The organism is Acinetobacter sp. GD03645 (assembly GCF_029845285.1).
Classification (GTDB): Bacteria; Pseudomonadota; Gammaproteobacteria; order Pseudomonadales; family Moraxellaceae; genus Acinetobacter; species Acinetobacter corruptisaponis.
The window spans coordinates 35,671-54,061 of the sequence record NZ_JAOCLL010000004.1; the positions used below are offsets into that span (position 1 = coordinate 35,671).

Here is an 18,391-nt window from a genome sequence, read left to right on the forward strand (position 1 = left end):
AAAAATGACTGAGAAGATTATGCAATATGTTGCATAAAAATCAAATCTTGTTTATAACTTTATGCAACAAGTTGCATTAGCAAGCAGATTGCTAGCCAAAGGAGAAACAATGTCAGCTTATCCACATTTATTAGCACCACTTGATTTAGGTTTTACCACATTAAAGAACCGTGTATTGATGGGGTCGATGCATATTGGCCTAGAAGAAGCCCCTCAAGGCTATGAACGTATGGCTGCGTTTTATGCGGAACGTGCTCAAGGTGGGGTTGGCCTAATTGTAACAGGTGGCGTTTCTCCAAATGATGATGGCGTGGTTTTTTCGCATGGCACCAAGCTGGATACAGTAGAAGAAGCTGAAAAACATAAAGTGATTACCCAAGCGGTACATGACGCTGGCGGTAAGATTGCCATGCAGATTTTACATACAGGGCGTTATTCTTATCAGGCGAATAATGTTGCGCCGTCAGCAATTCAGGCACCGATTAATCCAATTAAGCCTAAAGCACTCAGTTCAGCCGAAGTTCAGCAAACCATTGATGACTTTGCTAACTGTGCCAAGCTTGCCCAATATGCAGGCTATGATGGCGTTGAAATCATGGGATCAGAGGGTTATCTGATCAATGAATTTATTGCGGCTCGTACCAACCATCGTGATGATGAATGGGGCGGTAGCTATGAAAATCGTATTCGTTTTCCAATTGAGATTGTAAAACGTACTCGTGCCAATGTTGGTGAAAACTTTATTATTATTTATCGTTTATCCATGCTGGATTTGGTTGAGGGCGGTTCAAGCCTTGAAGAAGTGATTCAGCTTGCCAAAGAAATCGAAAAAGCAGGCGCAACCATTATCAATACAGGCATTGGCTGGCATGAAGCCCGTATCCCGACTATTGCTACAAAAGTGCCTCGTGCAGCCTTTACTTGGGTCACAGAGAAGCTAAAAGGCAGTGTTTCAGTTCCATTAATTACCTCAAACCGTATTAATACGCCTGAAATGGCAGAGCATGTATTGGCATCTGGTCATGCCGATATGATTTCGATGGCTCGTCCAATGCTGGCGGATTCAGAGTTCGTACTCAAGGCAAGCGAGGGACGTAGTGATGAAATCAATACCTGTATTGGCTGTAACCAAGCCTGTTTAGATCATATTTTCTCAATGAAAATAGCGACTTGTTTGGTCAATCCACGTGCCTGTTATGAAACTGAGCTGATCTTTAAAGAAACCAATACGGTTAAAAATATTGCGGTGATTGGTGCAGGCCCAGCAGGTTTAAGCTTTGCCACTTATGCTGCAAATCGTGGTCATAAAGTTAAGATTTTTGATGCAGGCAATCAGATTGGCGGTCAGTTTAATATTGCCAAAACCATTCCAGGTAAAGAAGAATTCTACGAAACCTTGCGTTACTTTAAGCGTCAGATTGAGTTGCAACCCAATATTGAATTGGTTCTTAATCATACCGTGACTTATGAAGAACTCAGCCAAGCGGACTATGATGACATTGTGGTTGCAACAGGTGTAACACCACGTCAGTTGCAGTTTGATGGTTTTAACCATCCAAAAGTGCTGAGCTATATCCAGGTACTCAAAGAACGTATACCTGTGGGTAAACGTGTTGCGATTATTGGTGCAGGTGGGATTGGTTTTGATACGGCTGAATATTTAAGCCATGAGGGTGAAAGCGGTAGTTTAAATCCACAGAAATTCTATGATGAATGGGGTATTGATACCACTTATGCGTATGTGGGAGGCTTAAAACAGCCAGAACTGGAACAGTCTGAACGTGAAATTTACCTGTTACAACGTAAGACCGCAGCGGTTGGTGCAGGTTTAGGTAAAACCACAGGCTGGATTCATCGTACAGGCTTAAAAAACCGCAATGTAAAAATGATTGCAGGCGCAAGCTATGACAAGGTGGATGATCAAGGTCTACATATCACCGTTGATGGACAAACCACTGTGCTTGAGGTTGACAATGTGGTGATCTGTGCAGGTCAGGAATCCTACACCGCTATGTATGATCAACTTAAGGCTGATGGCAAAAATGTTCATCTCATTGGTGGTGCGAAAGAAGCAGGTGAGCTGGATGCAAAACGTGCCATTCGTCAAGGCGCTGAACTGGCAGCTGTTGTATAAATAAAATCAATCGGACATTTTCTCTAGGAGGAAATGTCCCTTATTTCAAATTTAAGGATAAAGGAAAATAAAATGACACTCGAAACAACAAAACAATCGCTGGAAAAATGGCATCAAATGATTCAAACAGGTGATATGTCCTCTTTAAATGAATTATTGGCAGATGATGTGGTCTTCCGTTCGCCTGTGGCATACAAACCTTATGAGGGCAAGCACGTGGTGTTTTTTATCCTGACCAATGTAATTCAGGTTTTTCAGGATTTTACCTATCACCGTGAATTTTATACCGAAGAAGGTGAAAACGTGGTACTGGAATTTAGTGCCAATGTCAGCGGAAAATCATTAAAGGGCATTGATATGATTCGTTTTAATGAGCAAGGTAAAATCATTGATTTTGAAGTGATGATTCGTCCAATGAGTGGCTTGGCGGCATTGGCTGAACAGATGGGTGCAAGATTTGCCAAATATCAACCAAATTAATTAATACAAAATAGCCTAAGTAATAAATTGAGTTTGACAAGAAATATGATACTCGGAAACGTCATCCGCAATTGTTTGAGGTAGGATTTCGTTAATAGAGGGCTGTTTCTGCGATTTATTAAATTAGCTGATGGTAGTCAACGAGTTTTGCGGTGAGCAGCGATAGCTGCGCAAGATGGTTGCCCTTGCGGAGCTTTGCTCCTCATCCCAAAACAAAAATAAGTCCAGCTGAAAGCTTATCCAAAAATTAGGTGAGAACTCGGCACGATTGCATCAAGATAATTATTATCCAATAAGCTCATCGTACTTTCTTTGAAATCTAACTCAAGCGAACAATTCAATAGATTGAGATGATTAAATGTGGTTAAAACTTGCAACTTTCGGACTATTACCTGTCTTGCTTATACAAGGCACAAAAGTTCGTAGGCATACACCACGTCTGCCAGAAGCAAGTGGTGATCGTGAGGGCAGGATTGGACAGGGAAAACCTCTGTCACTTTTGATTCTAGGTGATTCGGCAGCAGCAGGCGTAGGCGTGGAAACACAACAGGATGCCTTATCTGGTGCCATTACTGCTGAGTTACGAAGTGAATTCATGTTGCAGTGGAAGCTACATGCCAAAACAGGCGATACCACAAAACAGGTTTTGCAGGCGATCCATGATCTAGAACCGCAAAGCTATGACGTGGTGGTGACTTCCATAGGTGTGAATGATGTCACCAAACTGACTTCTGCCAAAACATGGATAAAACAACAAAAACAATTATTTACTCAAATACAAACCCGTTTCCAGCCAAAACTGATTATTGTGTCAGGTGTGCCACCGATGCAACATTTTCCAGCACTACCTCAGCCATTGGCTTGGCTGTTTGGAAAATATGCTGAACAAATGAATGACACATTACAACAATGGGTTGCAGCACAAACTCAATTTAGATTTATTCAATATGACATTGAAAGCTTTCAGGCAATGAATTTGCCGATGGCCAGTGATGGTTTTCATCCGAGTAAAGAAATTTATGCAATTTGGGGGCAACAGGTCGCAGCATTGGTGCGACAAACATTTAACGCATAGTCAGAGACGGTAATTGAAGATGGACAGATCTGCTTTAAACAAGCTTAAAGTTTTAGCTTTGGACGTACTGGATTCAGTATCAGGTGCTGAACAACCCAAAATGTATTATGACCCACAAGGGAAAATTAAAGATGTTTTGGAAAGATTGCCGCAGTTAAAACAGAAATATCGCCCAACTTTTTGGCTCAGCAATAGCCATGTTCATCTTTTATATTTTGATTTAATCAAGAAGAAAACCATCAAGCTTGAGTATGACCGTATTGAACAGTTGACCATGCAGGATGGTGGGGTGACTGCAATTGCATGGTATGGCTATGATTTACCCGCAGATACGCCAACTGTTGTGATCATGCACACCATTACAGGTACACCTGAAAGTATGCGGGAATTGGTTAAAGATTTACATGAATATACTGGATGGCGCATTGCCCTGTGTCTGCGTCGTGGACACGCAGGACTGCCGATGCCTGTACCACAAATTTCCCTGTTTGGTTCAACCAGTGACTTAAAAGAACAGCTTGGTCATATTCAAAAATTATTCCCAAACTCAGATTTATATGGGGTGGGTTCATCGGCAGGAACTGGCTTATTGGTACGTTATCTAGGCGAACAAGGGGAAAGTACGCCGTTTAAAGCTGCTTTTGCCATGTGTCCAGGCTATAACACTGAACTCGGCTTTAAAAATGTGCATCCTTTTTATAGCAAAATGATGACTAAAAAATTATTTAAGTATTTTATTCATCCTTACCAAAATACATGGAGCAATGTTTCTTCTCTTAAAAGAGTGCTCACCACGACAAGTTTAGAAGAGTTTGAAAAAGAATATTTTGAAATGGCGGGCTTTCAGGATTATCAAAGTTATTGCCAAGCCATCAACCCGATTTATGTGTTTGAAAATGTCAAGATTCCACTGATGATTTTGAATGCTGAAGATGATCCTGTCTGTTCCATTAAAAATCTGGAACCTTATAAAGACGCAATCCAGCAGATGGAAAATGTTGTGGTAGTGACCACCAAAAAGGGCAGTCATTGTGGTTTTTATGAGGGAGTAGCAGTGAAATCATGGGCATCACGCTTGATGTCGGACTTTTTTAAGAGTTATTCATAAAGTTTAGCTGTAAAAAAGCCAGTTGAATTCAACTGGCTTTTGACTGCAATCAATTAATTGTTCAGTGCAGGGGTTGCAGCGGCAATTGCGGCAGCAACAGCATCATCTTCACTTTGAGCTGGTGTTGATGGCTTTGGAGCTTTTACAGGTTCAGTTTTTGGTTGTTCTATTTTAGCAGGCTTTTGCTCAGCCTGAACTGCTGGTTTAGGCTGTTCAGTACGTGGCGTTTCAGGTTGAGTGCTTGTATCTGTAGAAGTCTGTGCCTGAGTAGGGCGTGTTTCACGACGAATTTCAGTGGTCGTATTTGGTGTTTCCTCACGGCTTGTTTCAATCACTGGCTCAGGTGCTGGTTCCGCACTTTCTAGAGACTCAAATTCCTGAATTTTTTCAGGTTCAGGTTGTGGCTGAGTCATTTGTGTCTCAGTTGCCTGTTCTTGCTGCTCTTCTTTCGGTTCTTCTTTTTTCACACAAGCAGTTAATAAAAGACCAGTCGCAAGTGCTGCACAAATTAAAAGTTTTTTATTTGCCATTGCTAAAACAACATATTGAATAAGGACAGCACGGATTATAGCAATAAAACGAGATGAAGAAATCCCTACGGTTTATCAGCTTTGTTGATATTTTATAAATGCTTGCTGGGAAAGCGCTATTTTAAAATAAAATGACAGTAAATCTGGGGGGAATTGCGGTATTTGTTCCATGCTATTGATCAGCCAAATATCATGTATGGATGAAAAATCCACAAATCCCATAAATTTTTATCGAAAATGCTGATAGAATAGTCGATTGTTTATAGTTCTTTGAATTGGTGCGGTTTGACTTTGCTTTCTTGGTGCAGAGTACAGTAAAATTGCCCAACATTGTAGGCCGATTTCGGCTCGATTGTACGAGAAACTCAATGACCCATTTTATTTTTGTCACTGGTGGTGTGGTTTCATCACTAGGTAAAGGTATTTCTGCTGCTTCTGTTGCCGCACTTTTGGAAGCTCGTGGCTTAAAAGTTACGATGGTAAAGATGGATCCATATATTAATGTCGATCCAGGTACCATGAGCCCATTCCAGCACGGTGAAGTTTTCGTCACAGAGGATGGTGCTGAAACTGACTTAGATTTGGGCTATTACGAACGTTTCCTGCGTCGTGCCAAAATGACCAAACTGAACAACTTCACCAGTGGTCGTGTTTATCAGGACGTACTCAATAAAGAACGCCGTGGTGACTACTTGGGTGGTACAGTTCAGGTGATTCCGCACATTACCGATAATATTAAGGAACGTGTACTTCGCGCAGGCGAGGGTTATGACGTTGCAATCGTTGAGATTGGCGGTACAGTAGGTGATATTGAATCACTTCCATTTATGGAATCGGTACGTCAGCTTATGGTTGAGCTGGGTCATAAACGTACCATGCTGATGCACTTAACCTTATTGCCATATATTAAGTCTGCGGCTGAACTAAAAACCAAGCCAACCCAGCACTCTGTTAAGGAGCTGCTTTCAATTGGTATCCAGCCAGATATCCTGATCTGCCGTACTGAACATGAAGTTGATGCGGATACTATCCGTAAAATTGCACTATTTACCAATGTAGAGGCGCGTGCAGTCATTGCATGTCCAGATGCAAAAACCATTTATCAAATTCCACGCAATTTCTATGAACAAAATGTCGATGATTTAATCTGTGAACGTTTTGGCTTTAACGATCTGCCAGAAGCCAATCTTGAAGACTGGGATAATGTGGTTGAAGCATTACTCAATCCAGAATACACCGTTCGCGTGGCAATGGTCGGTAAATATGTTGAGTTACCCGATGCCTATAAATCTGTAAATGAAGCGCTTTTACATGCAGGTATTAAAAACCGCGTTAAAGTACAGATTGACTATGTCGATGCTGAATCTCTAGAGGGACAGGATATTTCGGTACTTGAAACGGCTGACGCAATCCTTGTTCCAGGTGGTTTTGGTGAGCGTGGTACTGAGGGTAAAATGCGTGCCATTCAATATGCACGTGAAAACAAGGTTCCTTTCTTGGGTATTTGTTTAGGGATGCAATTGGCGGTGATTGAATATGCCCGTCATGTTGCAGGATTGTCTGAAGCAACTTCAACTGAATTTAACCGTTCCACCAAATATCCACTCATTGGCTTAATTACTGAATGGTTGGATGAGCGTGGCGAATTACAACACCGTAGTCTTGAGTCAGACTTGGGTGGCACCATGCGTTTGGGTGCGCAAAAGTCTGAATTGGTTGATGGTGCAAAAATTCGTACAATTTATGGTCAATCAGAAATTATTGAACGTCATCGTCATCGTTATGAAATGAATGATCGGTTTATTGAGACCATAGAACAGGCAGGTATGAAGATTTCAGGCTATTCTTCAGTACAACATTTGGTTGAAACTGTAGAAATTCCTGAACATCCTTGGTTTATTGCGGTACAATTCCATCCAGAATTTACAAGCTCACCACGTGATGGTCATCCATTATTTGCCAGTTTTATTGACGCTGCAAAAAAACAGCATCAAAAGAGTAAATAATATAGACTTAGATAAACTGGGAAAGTTTAAATGTCACAATTAAAACCACAAGAAGTTGTACGTTTAGGCGATATACAAATGGCAAATCATTTGCCATTTGTATTATTTGGCGGAATGAATGTACTTGAGTCAAAAGATTTAGCTTTCGAGATTGCTGAAACTTATATTGATATCTGTAAACGATTAAACATTCCTTATGTGTTTAAAGCGAGCTTTGACAAGGCCAACCGTTCCAGCCTCAATTCATTTCGTGGACCTGGCCTGGAAAAAGGCATTGAATGGCTGGGTGAGATTAAAAAACAGTTTAATGTCCCAATCATTACTGATGTGCATGAACCGTATCAGGCAGCACCTGTTGCCGAAGTTGCCGACATTATTCAGCTTCCCGCATTCCTCAGTCGCCAGACTGACCTTGTTGAGGCAATGGCAAAAACCCAAGCCATTATCAACATCAAAAAAGCACAGTTCCTCGCACCACATGAAATGCGCCATATCCTGCATAAGTGTCTGGAAGCGGGAAATGACAAACTTATTCTTTGTGAACGTGGTTCAGCATTTGGCTATAACAACCTTGTGGTTGATATGCTGGGCTTTGACATCATGAAAGAAATGAATGTACCCGTATTTTTTGATGTGACCCACGCTTTACAAACACCAGGTGGACGTGCTGATTCCGCTGGTGGTCGTCGTGCCCAAATCACGACTTTAGCGCGTTCAGGCATGGCAACGGGCTTGGCAGGATTATTTCTTGAAGCACATCCAGACCCTGAACATGCAAAATGCGATGGACCGTGTGCCTTGCGTTTATCACAGCTTGAGCCATTCTTGGCGCAATTAAAAGAATTGGATACTTTAGTTAAAGGATTCAAAAAGTTAGATACCCATTGATGCATTCATTTGCATCTTTTTATTCATTCAACAGAGGAATTGTTCATGAGCCAAATCGTTGACATCCGTGCACGTGAAATTTTGGACTCTCGTGGTAACCCAACCATCGAAGCAGACGTAATTTTGGAATCTGGGGTTGTTGGTCGTGCATGTGCACCATCTGGTGCTTCAACTGGTTCTCGTGAAGCTTTGGAACTGCGTGATGGTGACAAGTCACGTTACTTGGGTAAAGGTGTTCGTACCGCTGTTCAAAATGTAAATAGCTCAATTCATGAGTTATTGGTTGGTCAAAATGTGTTTGAGCAAAAATTGCTTGATGACAAGATGATCGCATTGGATGGTACTGAAAATAAAGAAAAATTAGGTGCGAATGCAACTTTGGCGGTATCTTTGGCTGCGGCCCGTGCTGCGGCTACTGAACAAAAACTTCCATTGTTCCAATACATTGCCAATCTGCGTGGTCAAACAACATTGACTATGCCTGTACCAATGATGAATATCCTGAACGGTGGTGAGCATGCTGACAACACTGTTGATATTCAGGAATTCATGATTGAGCCAGTCGGCTTTACTTCATTTGCTGAAGCATTGCGTTCAGGTGCGGAAGTATTCCATGCGTTGAAATCTGTATTGAAGAAACAGGGTTTAAATACTGCTGTGGGTGATGAGGGTGGTTTTGCACCAAACTTACGCTCTAATGAAGAAGCTATTCAAGTGATCTTACAGGCGATTGAATTGACTGGCTATAAAGCAGGTTCAGATATGATGCTTGCATTGGATTGTGCATCTTCAGAATTCTACAAAAATGGTCAGTATGTTTTAGAGGGTGAAGGTAACCGTGCATTCACCAGCCACCAGTTTGCTGATTACCTTGCTGGTCTTGCGAATCAATATCCAATCATCTCGATTGAAGATGGTCTGGATGAGTCTGACTGGGAAGGCTGGAGCTACCTGACTTCAATTCTTGGCGATAAAATCCAGTTGGTGGGTGACGATTTATTCGTAACTAATCCTAAGATTTTACAACGTGGTATTGATGAGAAAGTCGGTAACTCTATTCTGATCAAGTACAACCAGATTGGTACATTAAGTGAAACTCTGGATGCGATCTACCTGGCGAAAGCAAATGGTTACAGCACTGTAATCTCGCACCGTTCAGGTGAAACTGAAGATTCAACCATTGCTGACTTGGCAGTCGGTACAGCAGCGGGTCAAATCAAGACAGGTTCACTTTGTCGTTCGGACCGTGTTGCGAAATACAACCAATTGCTTCGTATTGAAGAATTAACCCATGCCGCTTATCGTGGTAAGGCTGAGTTCAAAGGTCTAAAATAAGGTCAAGCTTTAGTCATGTTAAAACTTCTCAAGAGCCTTTCTTTACAAAAGAGAAAAACTTCACGAATTCAGAATCCTATAGAATTTGTGACAGGTTTTCCTTTCAAGAGGGATATGGGGAGTTTTTCATGCTAGATGTGTTTCGATCGACTTCGAGTAAATTGATTCTGTTGCTTGTGATTGCTTTGGTTGCAAGTTTACAGTATCAATTTTGGCTGGGTGAGGGAGGCTATTTCCCTCATCAGGCTTTAACCCAGCAAATTAAGCAGCAAGCAGAAATCAATACTGAGCTAAAGGAACGTAACCGTATTTTAGCGGCAGAGGTTTTTGACCTGAAAAATGGTTCTGAAGCCATTGAAGAACATGCACGTCTTGACTTGGGTTTAATTAAACCACATGAAACTTTTGTGCAAATGAGTACCATCAGTACCCATTACAAACCAATTTATATTGATCCAAATGCAAAAGTAGATGTCGCAACCAATGAAAACCCAGACTAGGCTATGGGCGGTTGTGCCAGCAGCAGGTTCGGGCAGTCGTTTTTCTAAAACTGAATTAAAACAATATCAATATATTCAAAATCATACTGTACTTGAGCACACCGTAAATCGGCTCAATACCCTGAATTTAGCTGGATGTATCCTTGCAATTGGCGAGCAGGATCATTTTGCTAAAACACTTTCTTTTCAGCATAAAGATAAATTGCATTTTTGCTTGGGTGGTGCAGAGCGTGTTCATTCTGTACTGAATGCACTCATTTATTTATCTGAAATTGCTCATGAAGATGATTGGGTATTGGTGCATGATGCGGCACGTCCATGTGTGACGCAGGAAAATTTACAGCTATTGGTTAATACTGCAATAGCGCACAATCAAAGTGCGATTTTAGCAATCCCAGTTCGTGATACCTTAAAACAGGTGCACACTGGAAATCAGATTGAGAAAACAGTCAGCCGTGAATTGTTGTGGCAGGCACAAACCCCGCAGATGGCAAAATTAAAGATATTAAAAAATGCGCTTGAAACAGCATTAGCTAATGACATCTTAATTACTGATGAGGCAAGTGCTTTGGAATATATCAATCAGCCTGTACAAGTGGTGCAAGGTCGTTCAGACAACATCAAAATTACCTATGCCGATGATCTGGAACTTGCCCGATTAATTCTGCAATCACAAAATTCTCACTAGTTTTAATCCGTTTTGCTTTACATCAATTATAGTTAAATAGCCTAAGTAAAATTAGTGGAATATTAATATTTTAACATCAATATAAATGACAACAATTTCACTATTTGTTAAATTTGAACCACATACTTTATAACGGATCAACAAATGAAAAAATTATTAATCGCGGGTCTTTTTACGTTTACATTAGTGGGTTGTGCATCTACACCACAGCAAACTCAAGATACGGCGCAGGAAACCATTCGTTATTCATCTAGCCCATGTTTTGGTGCCTGTCCAATTTACTCAGTGGAAATTTCTCCATCTGGAGCGGTGCATTTTGATGGGAAACAATATACAAAAGTAACGGGTACCCAAGATTTAACAGTAAGCCCATCTGTTTATAAGAAGCTTCAACAAGAATTACAAACTTATCGTCCTGAAACAGGAGCGAATGTAAAGACTACAGGATGCCAGCAAACCGCAACAGATCAGCCAAGTGCATATTTCTGGTGGAAACGTCCCGATGGTACGGTAACACGTTTAAGTCACTATACAGGCTGTATTTCACCAGCAAATACGGAGTTAAATAAGCTAATTGAAAAATTACCTAAATTAATTGGTATTGAGGATTTAGTTGGTTAACTGGTGCTGCAAAATTAGACAAAATCCGCATTTATGTTAATAAAACAATAGAATGCAATCATGCTGAGGATTCGCAGATGACCGCCTTTACAAACATGCAAATGACGATGCAAGAAGAAGATAATCTTCTAAATCTTGCTGTTCAGGCATTTTATAATGCTTTTAAGCAGGTGAGTGAATCTTCAGCTGTTGTTTTTGCAAAAGATCATCAACTGATTGAAAGGTTACCCTCAGGTAAAATCAATGTGATCAAAGATATTTCTGCGGCCTATATTTCTATTGCAGCCACTCCCAAAGTACTGAAACCTAAGAAATACAGGCTGTCTAGCCGATGCGATAGCCTCGCATTCGTATGTTTGCTGGACCTAATGGTTCTGCTAAAAGTACCATAAAAGATTATCTTTTGCCCCGACATATCAGGGCATATTTAAATGCGGATGAGCTTGAAAAGGCCTTAAATCAAACACAAATTCTAGATTTGGATAGCTATCATCCTCAACTCGATTCATTAAACTCATTGAGTTTTTAAAGCATAAAAAGAAGAAGATAAATCAAGAAAACCGTGCGTTGCTTATAATGGGCAGAAAGTGGCTTTCTTGGCTGAAATTGAATAGACAGAGATATTGAAACTTAATTAAGTTGTTACAGAATTTCCGATTTGGTTTGTAGATAAAGTGCTTGCAAAATCTGAGTGATTTATATCAAGGTGAATAAAAAGGGCTTTAATTATTATTTATTTTAATATATTATAAAAATATATAATGTTATTTGGTGGGATGATGTCTAGCATTCTCTTAGCATTGATCGGTGGTGGAGTTTTGGGCATTGCCGTCGTGGGCTATTTATACATCAATGGTCGCATTGCAGGTATGAGTGGTTTGCTTGCCCAGTTATTACAACCAAAGTCTCTAAGTGGGAATCCAGCACTTTGGTTTTTACTGGGGTTATTCCTCACACCATTCGTTTACCAATTATTTGTAAAACCTGAAATTATCATTGAATCCTCACCACTCACTTTAATTGTGGCAGGGCTTTTGGTTGGCTTTGGAACACGTTTAGGTTCAGGCTGTACCAGTGGGCATGGTATTTGTGGTATCAGCCGATTGTCTCTACGCTCAATGATTGCAACGGTGACATTCATGCTTGCAGGAATGATCACCGTCTATATTGTGCGTCATGTCATAGGAGTCCATTCATGAAAAACTTGTTTGCTTTCCTGTTTGGTGGTTTATTTGCTTTAGGTTTAATGATCTCAGGCATGTCAAATCCTGTGAAAGTATTGGGTTTTCTGGATGTGTTCGGCGATTGGGATATTAGCCTGATGTTTGTGATGGTTGGCGCAATTGCGGTGGCAATCATTCCATTTCAGAAAGCCATTCGACATCCTAAGACCTTACTAGGTGAAACGATGCTATTACCCACCAATACCCAAATTGACCAAAAACTGATGATCGGGGCTGTACTGTTCGGTATTGGTTGGGGAATTGCAGGTATTTGTCCAGCACCTGCAATTACCTTAATTGGACTGGGCTATTCACAAGCGTGGTATTTTATTGCTGCAATGCTGTTTGGAATGTTTATACATCGCTTATGGGCTGAACGATAGGAGACACATTATGCAACATTCTCAAGTCAAGGCTTTTTTTGATCAGGAGACTAATACGTTCAGTTATGTGGTCACTGATCCAGGTACACGGGTTTGCGCAATTATTGACAGTGTATTGAATTATGATGCGGCATCTGCCTCAACATCGACTCAGGGTGCAGATGAAATTATTCAATACATTGAAGAAAATCAGCTCAAGGTGGAGTGGATTTTAGAGACTCATGTTCATGCGGACCATTTAACCGCTTCGCAATATTTAAAAAGCAGGTTGGGTGGAAAAATTGCCATGAGTGAAAAGATTGCAATTGTGCAGGAAACTTTTAGTGCAATCTATCATATTGATCTTAAATATTTTAATACCCATCAAACCTTTGATTACCTATTTAAGGATCATGAACATTTTAAGATTGGTGAGTTGGATGCCTACAATATTCCAACACCAGGTCATACACCAGCCTGTCTAAGCTATATGATTGGTGATGCAGTTTTTGTCGGTGATACATTGTTTATGCCTGATTATGGGACAGCGCGCTGTGACTTTCCAAAGGGGAGTGCAGAAATCTTATATGATTCTGTTCAAAAACTTTATGATTTGCCTGAACAGACCCGCGTTTTTCTTTGCCATGATTATAAGCCTGATAGGAGAACTGAGTTTGTGTGTGAAACCAGTATTCAAGCACAAAAGCAGGGAAATATTCATTTAAATGCCAAAACAGCTAAACAGGATTTTGTGCATATGCGTCAGGCGCGTGATGCGACATTAACAATGCCCAAATTGATTCTACCTTCCATACAAATCAATATGGATGCAGGACGTTTTCCTGAACCAGAATCCAATGGCGTTCGTTACCTGAAATTACCATTAAATTATTTCAGGTCCTAAGCTGATTCGCAAAGAAACCTTATTTTTGCAATAAGGTTTCTTTTTTAGCCCGATTGTAAATAGCCTAAGTGAAATTTAGAAATTCAAATCAAAAAACATTTTAAAATTTATATTAATTTATAAAATTCAATTGGTTATTAATAAAAATAAGGAAATAAAAAACAGCGTATAAATCTATACACTGTTTTTAAAAGCGAAATCAAAAATTAGCTGGCTAAACTTTCTTTAGATCCAAATTTGGTAATCATCATTCCAAAAATGGTCGCAAAGATATACATAAAAATAGAGTACACAGCAGCAGGAATGGCGATGGTTGTACTTGCCATAATGGTAAGTGCAATGGTCATGGCCAATGTACTGTTATGAATTCCAATTTCAAAAGCACATGCACGTGCCTGATAGGAATTAATTCCCATAATTCGTGGTACAAAATAGCCAATTAACAGGCTGATTGCACAAAATAATGCTGTCGCCAAGCCAATTTGCCCAATATATTCAACCAGATTACTTCTTTCCTTAAAGATGGCACCAAGGATAATAATGAGTAAGAAAACCACTGCAAAAATTCGTACAGGACGATTCAGCTTTTCTGCAAGATGGGGCGCATAGTGTCGAATTAGCATACCGATCGCCACAGGCACCAGAATAATCAGAAAGACCTGTAAAACTTTCGAAAATTGTAATCCGACATGCTGACCCTCATTCATAAAATGCAGAATTGCAAAATTTACAATAAAGGGTAGGAACACGGCGGCAATAATTGCGTTAATAGCTGTCAATGTAATATTAAGGGCAATATCACCTTTGTATAAATAGCTAAACAGGTTTGCTGTGGTTCCTCCTGGTGAGGCCGCTAACAGCATCAGGCCAACCGCTAAAAGAGGAGGTAAGGCTAGTATTTTACAAATTAAAAATGCGATTCCCACCAATAGAATCAATTGGCAAAATAGAGCGATTAACACTGCTTTAGGATGCTTACTTACCCGTGCAAAATCCTTTAAAGTTAACTCCAGTCCCATTCCAACCATAACAATTGCCAAGGCAATCGGTAAAAAAAGTGTGATCAATCCAGAATCCATAACCATTTTTTCCTTTGATATGTTTTTGTCAAATTTTTAGAAAGCGTTCTACTGTAACAATTCATCCCAGAAAAGTTATCATAATTTTCTCTAGTAAAAATAGCACTACTTAAACAATGACTTAAAAAACAAGCTTTAATGTTTAGACAATAGTGGAAAGGTATGCTAATAGCCACGTCTCTTGTAGATTTAATGATCTTATTTATTTTTCCAAGTTCAATTTGTCTGCTAGAAGACAATTTGGATTATTTAAAAGTGTTAATTTAGAAAATAAAGGCCGAATTATGTGAATAGTTACATTTCTATAAACATTTCTTATAATGAATTAAGATTTTAATAAATGTAATAAATAATCATTTATCTACTATTTTAAATGCTCAAACAAGACTTTTTTAGTCATTATTTAAATTTAATAATTTTAATATTAACAATAATATAGCTACAAATAGATGCTGTGTCCTTACTAAAACATTACGATACTATGTATAGTTATTAAAAATTAGAAAAAATTTCCATTTTATATAAAGCATTGGCATGAATTGGAAAATAAGATGTAAAAATAGTCAATGACACTTTGTGACAGTGAGAATGATAATTTGCGTCACTTTGGAATATGTAACTATTTATTTAGGCAGCTAAATAAAAGTTATATATTTACCCAAATTAATTGGGGTCAAAATAAAAAATTTTATATTAGAAATAACGGAAAAAATATGGAAGCCTTGGTTCAGACGGAAACGGATATTAATTTCCACAGTCGTAAGAAAATAACCTGGACTGTTTTTACAGTGCTTATGTTATGCCTGATTCTCGGTATTATATATTATATTTTTGTATTTCGATTTTATCAGTCTACAGATAATGCCTATGTGCAGGCTGATGTGACCTGGGTCATGCCTAAAATCTCAGGTGAGGTTATGGAGCTGATCATTAATGATAATCAAGTGGTCAAAAAAGGGGAAACTCTGGCGGTATTGGACCATCGGGATTATCAGGCCCGTTATGATCAGGCACGCTCGATGGTTACATTAAAACAGGCAGCGTTGGCAGTACAACAGCAAAATGAAAAATCAGCAAAATCGAGTATTAGTGAGGCAAATAGTGGTGTATTGGCTGCACAGGCTGATTTGAACCGTTTAAAAAAGGATTATTCCCGCTATCAGGATTTATTAAAAGATGGAGTGATTACCCGACAAAATTTTGATAATGTCCAGTCTCAATATCTGGCGGCTCAAGCCCAGCTCAATAAGGCACAGGCGACAGTCAATTCTGCCGAAGCCCAATTAGGCAGTTTACAGGCAAGTCGGGCACAACTTCTGGCAGATGTTCAAAATGCCAATGCAACTTTGGACCTTTATCGTATTGACCTGAATTCCTCAAAAATTATCAGTCCAGTGGATGGTAAGGTGGGAAGCCTTGCAATACAAAAAGGGTCGCGTGTTTCTCCACAAACTCGTTTGATGGCGATTATTCCTGAGAATAGTTTGTATGTTCAGGCAAACTTTAAAGAAACACAAATTGAAAAAATGCATATTGGTCAGAAAGTTGTCCTAAAAATGGATGCTTATCCAAGTCTGAGCTATACAGGGAAAATTGAGAGTTTTTCTCCAGCATCTGGCGCAACGTTCTCATTGATGCCACCAGACAACGCCACAGGCAACTTTAATAAAGTGGTGCAGCGTATACCTGTTCGGATTGCCCTTGATTCAAGTCCACATATCGACCTGATTAAACCTGGAATGTCCGTCAATGCCACAGTTGACCTAAGAACCTAATAATAAAAATATTTTAGGAATAACAATATGAATCACCATTTGAATAATGAGTGGGTTTTTGCGCCAAAAATTGCATGGGTGATGTTCATTGCCATGATTTTTGGCAACTTTATGGCAATTCTTGATATTCAAATTGTGGCGAGTTCATTAAATGAAGTTCAGGCGGGCATGAGTGCAAGCCGATATGAAGTGACTTGGGTTCAGACGGTTTATTTAATTGCAGAAATCATTGCCATCCCGATGTCCAGCATTGTGTCCAGGGTTTTATCGACCCGTATTTATTACACAATTTGTGCGGTTGGATTCACGATCAGTTCATTGCTGTGTGCCTTGGCCTGGAATCTGGAAAGCTTACTGGTTTTTCGGGGCATACAGGGTTTTATGGGTGGTGGAATGATCCCAACCTCCATGACAGCATTGTACCTACTTTTTCCTGAAGCGAAGCGTTCATTACCATTGGTGCTTTTTGGGATGGTCAGCACTTTGGGGCCTGCCATTGGTCCAACCATTGGTGGCTGGCTAACCAATAACTTTTCATGGCACTGGATGTTCCTGATCAATATTATTCCAGGAATTATTATTGCCACAATTATTTTCTCAGGGCCAAATATTGATCGTGCCAATTACGCCTTAATCAAAACAATGGACTGGTTCAGCCTGATTGGCATGGCGATGTTTCTGGGTGGATTGGAGTACTTTCTGGATGAGGGCGCCCGCCATGACTGGTTTGTGGATACAGGTGTCCGTATCGCATTTATCATCTGTGTTATTGGCGGACTGATTTTCTTTTCCCGCAGTTTTACCCAACCAAAACCATTGCTGGATTTGAGTGTTTTTAAAAATAAAAACTTCATCCTAAGCTCAATCACCACCTTTGTAATTGGAATGGCACTGTATGGTTTGGGCTATATGATTCCCGTCTTTCTAGGTCAGGTTCGGGAAATGAACAGTAGCCAAATCGGTCATGTCATGATGGTGACAGGCATTGTCATGTTCTGTTTCGCACCACTGCTGGCATGGTTAATTCCCAGTTTTGATACCAGAAAAACAGTTTTTGTCGGCATGATCCTGGCTGGATTTGGTGTCTGGCTAAACTCACATTTAAGTATCCATAGTGACTACGACTTTATGTTCTGGCCACAAATTTATCGTGGTATTGGTTTGATGATTTGCCTGATTGTGGTGTCGCATTTAGCCATGAGCACTTTACCCATCAGCAAGGTGGCGGATGCAAGTGGCATTTATAACCTGATGCGAAATATTGGGGGGGCCGTGGGGTTGGCGCTCATCAATTCCTCACTCGACTGGCTGACCGCGTTACACGTCACCCAATTGAACCAATACATGACACCGCAAAACTGGGTGTTTATAGAACGGCTTGATCAGCTTACGGCGCAGTACCAGGAGCTTGGGGCAAACGCACAGCAAATCGCGCTCAGTGTTATTTATCGTGATATTCATTATCAGGCTTTAACCTCAAGTTTTAATGATTTATTGCGTATGCTCTCGATCATTATGTTTATTACCGCATTTCTTACAATTTTTATGGATAGGGCAAAAAAAATGGATATTTAGATGTGTAATCCCAGAGGGTAATTTTTCAGATCATGGAAAATTAGAATAGCGCATATTTATATATGCCTAAATAAAACAAAAATACTGATATGGGTTTTTATTTCCATT

General features: G+C 39.9%; 17 protein-coding genes and 1 pseudogene. 16 read left to right on the forward strand and 2 right to left on the reverse strand.

What is annotated here, in order from left to right:
• The first annotated feature begins 109 nt into the window (after positions 1 to 109).
• From N5J47_RS04015 to N5J47_RS04030, 4 genes are all read left to right on the forward strand, one after another.
• Complete coding sequence (locus tag N5J47_RS04015; RefSeq protein ID WP_279959127.1) at positions 110 to 2,134, forward strand: NADPH-dependent 2,4-dienoyl-CoA reductase; 2,025 nt, start codon at positions 110 to 112, stop codon at positions 2,132 to 2,134.
• Positions 2,135 to 2,206: 72 nt separating this feature from the next.
• Complete coding sequence (locus N5J47_RS04020; RefSeq protein WP_279959125.1) at positions 2,207 to 2,614, forward strand: nuclear transport factor 2 family protein; 408 nt, start codon at positions 2,207 to 2,209, stop codon at positions 2,612 to 2,614.
• Positions 2,615 to 2,972: 358 nt separating this feature from the next.
• Positions 2,973 to 3,689 carry an SGNH/GDSL hydrolase family protein gene (locus N5J47_RS04025; RefSeq protein ID WP_279959124.1) on the forward strand — a complete coding sequence of 239 codons (717 nt, stop codon included), beginning with the start codon at positions 2,973 to 2,975 and terminating at the stop codon, positions 3,687 to 3,689.
• Positions 3,690 to 3,708: 19 nt separating this feature from the next.
• Positions 3,709 to 4,797, forward strand: a complete 1,089-nt coding sequence (locus N5J47_RS04030; protein ID WP_279959123.1) for an alpha/beta fold hydrolase — start codon at positions 3,709 to 3,711, stop codon at positions 4,795 to 4,797.
• 53 nt (positions 4,798 to 4,850) lie between these two features.
• Here N5J47_RS04030 and N5J47_RS04035 read toward each other — a convergent pair whose 3' ends face one another.
• A complete protein-coding gene (locus tag N5J47_RS04035) occupies positions 4,851 to 5,327 on the reverse strand; it encodes an internalin (RefSeq protein WP_279959122.1) in 477 nt (158 codons plus the stop codon).
• A 368-nt stretch (positions 5,328 to 5,695) separates the two neighbouring features.
• On the opposite strand from N5J47_RS04035, the gene N5J47_RS04040 reads away from it, so the two are divergent.
• The 10 genes and pseudogenes from N5J47_RS04040 to N5J47_RS04085 all read left to right on the forward strand — a co-directional run bounded on the left by N5J47_RS04040 (position 5,696) and on the right by N5J47_RS04085 (position 13,854).
• Positions 5,696 to 7,333, forward strand: coding sequence for a CTP synthase (locus N5J47_RS04040; RefSeq protein WP_004682036.1), 1,638 nt, complete (start codon positions 5,696 to 5,698; stop codon positions 7,331 to 7,333).
• A 30-nt stretch (positions 7,334 to 7,363) separates the two neighbouring features.
• Positions 7,364 to 8,221, forward strand: coding sequence for a 3-deoxy-8-phosphooctulonate synthase (gene kdsA, locus N5J47_RS04045; protein WP_004677343.1), 858 nt, complete (start codon positions 7,364 to 7,366; stop codon positions 8,219 to 8,221).
• Between the two features lie 45 nt (positions 8,222 to 8,266).
• Positions 8,267 to 9,556, forward strand: coding sequence for a phosphopyruvate hydratase (eno, locus tag N5J47_RS04050; RefSeq protein WP_267979340.1), 1,290 nt, complete (start codon positions 8,267 to 8,269; stop codon positions 9,554 to 9,556).
• A 128-nt stretch (positions 9,557 to 9,684) separates the two neighbouring features.
• Positions 9,685 to 10,056, forward strand: a complete 372-nt coding sequence (gene ftsB, locus N5J47_RS04055; protein ID WP_267979341.1) for a cell division protein FtsB — start codon at positions 9,685 to 9,687, stop codon at positions 10,054 to 10,056.
• On the forward strand, positions 10,040 to 10,744 hold the full coding sequence (gene ispD, locus N5J47_RS04060; RefSeq protein WP_279959175.1) for a 2-C-methyl-D-erythritol 4-phosphate cytidylyltransferase: 705 nt from the start codon (positions 10,040 to 10,042) through the stop codon (positions 10,742 to 10,744). Before ftsB ends, ispD begins: the two co-directional genes overlap by 17 nt.
• A gap of 144 nt (positions 10,745 to 10,888) precedes the next feature.
• Positions 10,889 to 11,365: a DUF6438 domain-containing protein gene (locus tag N5J47_RS04065; RefSeq protein WP_267979342.1), complete on the forward strand. Its 477-nt coding sequence runs from the start codon at positions 10,889 to 10,891 to the stop codon at positions 11,363 to 11,365.
• A gap of 77 nt (positions 11,366 to 11,442) precedes the next feature.
• Positions 11,443 to 11,679 (forward strand): annotated as a pseudogene (locus tag N5J47_RS04070) (hypothetical protein); the annotation flags it as partial.
• A gap of 465 nt (positions 11,680 to 12,144) precedes the next feature.
• Positions 12,145 to 12,564 carry a YeeE/YedE family protein gene (locus tag N5J47_RS04075; protein WP_279959120.1) on the forward strand — a complete coding sequence of 140 codons (420 nt, stop codon included), beginning with the start codon at positions 12,145 to 12,147 and terminating at the stop codon, positions 12,562 to 12,564.
• Positions 12,561 to 12,971, forward strand: coding sequence for a DUF6691 family protein (locus N5J47_RS04080; RefSeq protein WP_279959119.1), 411 nt, complete (start codon positions 12,561 to 12,563; stop codon positions 12,969 to 12,971). Before N5J47_RS04075 ends, N5J47_RS04080 begins: the two co-directional genes overlap by 4 nt.
• Positions 12,972 to 12,981: 10 nt before the next feature.
• Positions 12,982 to 13,854, forward strand: a complete 873-nt coding sequence (locus N5J47_RS04085; protein ID WP_279959118.1) for an MBL fold metallo-hydrolase — start codon at positions 12,982 to 12,984, stop codon at positions 13,852 to 13,854.
• A 206-nt stretch (positions 13,855 to 14,060) separates the two neighbouring features.
• On the opposite strand, the gene N5J47_RS04090 is transcribed toward N5J47_RS04085, so the two are convergent.
• The gene (locus N5J47_RS04090) at positions 14,061 to 14,933 is read right to left on the reverse strand and encodes a bile acid:sodium symporter family protein (RefSeq protein ID WP_279959117.1); all 873 of its coding nucleotides are present in this window, start codon (positions 14,931 to 14,933) and stop codon (positions 14,061 to 14,063) included.
• Positions 14,934 to 15,646: 713 nt separating this feature from the next.
• Between N5J47_RS04090 and N5J47_RS04095 the strand changes: the two genes are divergently transcribed.
• Entirely contained in the window at positions 15,647 to 16,708 is a 1,062-nt protein-coding gene (locus N5J47_RS04095; protein WP_279959116.1) for an HlyD family secretion protein, read from the forward strand.
• Positions 16,709 to 16,735: 27 nt separating this feature from the next.
• Complete coding sequence (locus N5J47_RS04100; protein WP_279959115.1) at positions 16,736 to 18,283, forward strand: DHA2 family efflux MFS transporter permease subunit; 1,548 nt, start codon at positions 16,736 to 16,738, stop codon at positions 18,281 to 18,283.
• Positions 18,284 to 18,391 lie beyond the last annotated feature (108 nt).

Excerpts from the sequence above, each read along its gene's own strand:
- N5J47_RS04015 (WP_279959127.1), top strand. The coding sequence starts at position 110 with ATGTCAGCTTATCCACATTTATTAGCACCACTTGATTTAGGTTTTACC.
- N5J47_RS04020 (WP_279959125.1), top strand. The coding sequence starts at position 2,207 with ATGACACTCGAAACAACAAAACAATCGCTGGAAAAATGGCATCAAATG.
- N5J47_RS04025 (WP_279959124.1), top strand. The coding sequence starts at position 2,973 with ATGTGGTTAAAACTTGCAACTTTCGGACTATTACCTGTCTTGCTTATA.
- N5J47_RS04030 (WP_279959123.1), top strand. The coding sequence starts at position 3,709 with ATGGACAGATCTGCTTTAAACAAGCTTAAAGTTTTAGCTTTGGACGTA.
- N5J47_RS04035 (WP_279959122.1), bottom strand. The coding sequence starts at position 5,327 with ATGGCAAATAAAAAACTTTTAATTTGTGCAGCACTTGCGACTGGTCTT.
- N5J47_RS04040 (WP_004682036.1), top strand. The coding sequence starts at position 5,696 with ATGACCCATTTTATTTTTGTCACTGGTGGTGTGGTTTCATCACTAGGT.
- kdsA (WP_004677343.1), top strand. The coding sequence starts at position 7,364 with ATGTCACAATTAAAACCACAAGAAGTTGTACGTTTAGGCGATATACAA.
- eno (WP_267979340.1), top strand. The coding sequence starts at position 8,267 with ATGAGCCAAATCGTTGACATCCGTGCACGTGAAATTTTGGACTCTCGT.
- ftsB (WP_267979341.1), top strand. The coding sequence starts at position 9,685 with ATGCTAGATGTGTTTCGATCGACTTCGAGTAAATTGATTCTGTTGCTT.
- ispD (WP_279959175.1), top strand. The coding sequence starts at position 10,040 with ATGAAAACCCAGACTAGGCTATGGGCGGTTGTGCCAGCAGCAGGTTCG.
- N5J47_RS04065 (WP_267979342.1), top strand. The coding sequence starts at position 10,889 with ATGAAAAAATTATTAATCGCGGGTCTTTTTACGTTTACATTAGTGGGT.
- N5J47_RS04075 (WP_279959120.1), top strand. The coding sequence starts at position 12,145 with ATGTCTAGCATTCTCTTAGCATTGATCGGTGGTGGAGTTTTGGGCATT.
- N5J47_RS04080 (WP_279959119.1), top strand. The coding sequence starts at position 12,561 with ATGAAAAACTTGTTTGCTTTCCTGTTTGGTGGTTTATTTGCTTTAGGT.
- N5J47_RS04085 (WP_279959118.1), top strand. The coding sequence starts at position 12,982 with ATGCAACATTCTCAAGTCAAGGCTTTTTTTGATCAGGAGACTAATACG.
- N5J47_RS04090 (WP_279959117.1), bottom strand. The coding sequence starts at position 14,933 with ATGGATTCTGGATTGATCACACTTTTTTTACCGATTGCCTTGGCAATT.
- N5J47_RS04095 (WP_279959116.1), top strand. The coding sequence starts at position 15,647 with ATGGAAGCCTTGGTTCAGACGGAAACGGATATTAATTTCCACAGTCGT.
- N5J47_RS04100 (WP_279959115.1), top strand. The coding sequence starts at position 16,736 with ATGAATCACCATTTGAATAATGAGTGGGTTTTTGCGCCAAAAATTGCA.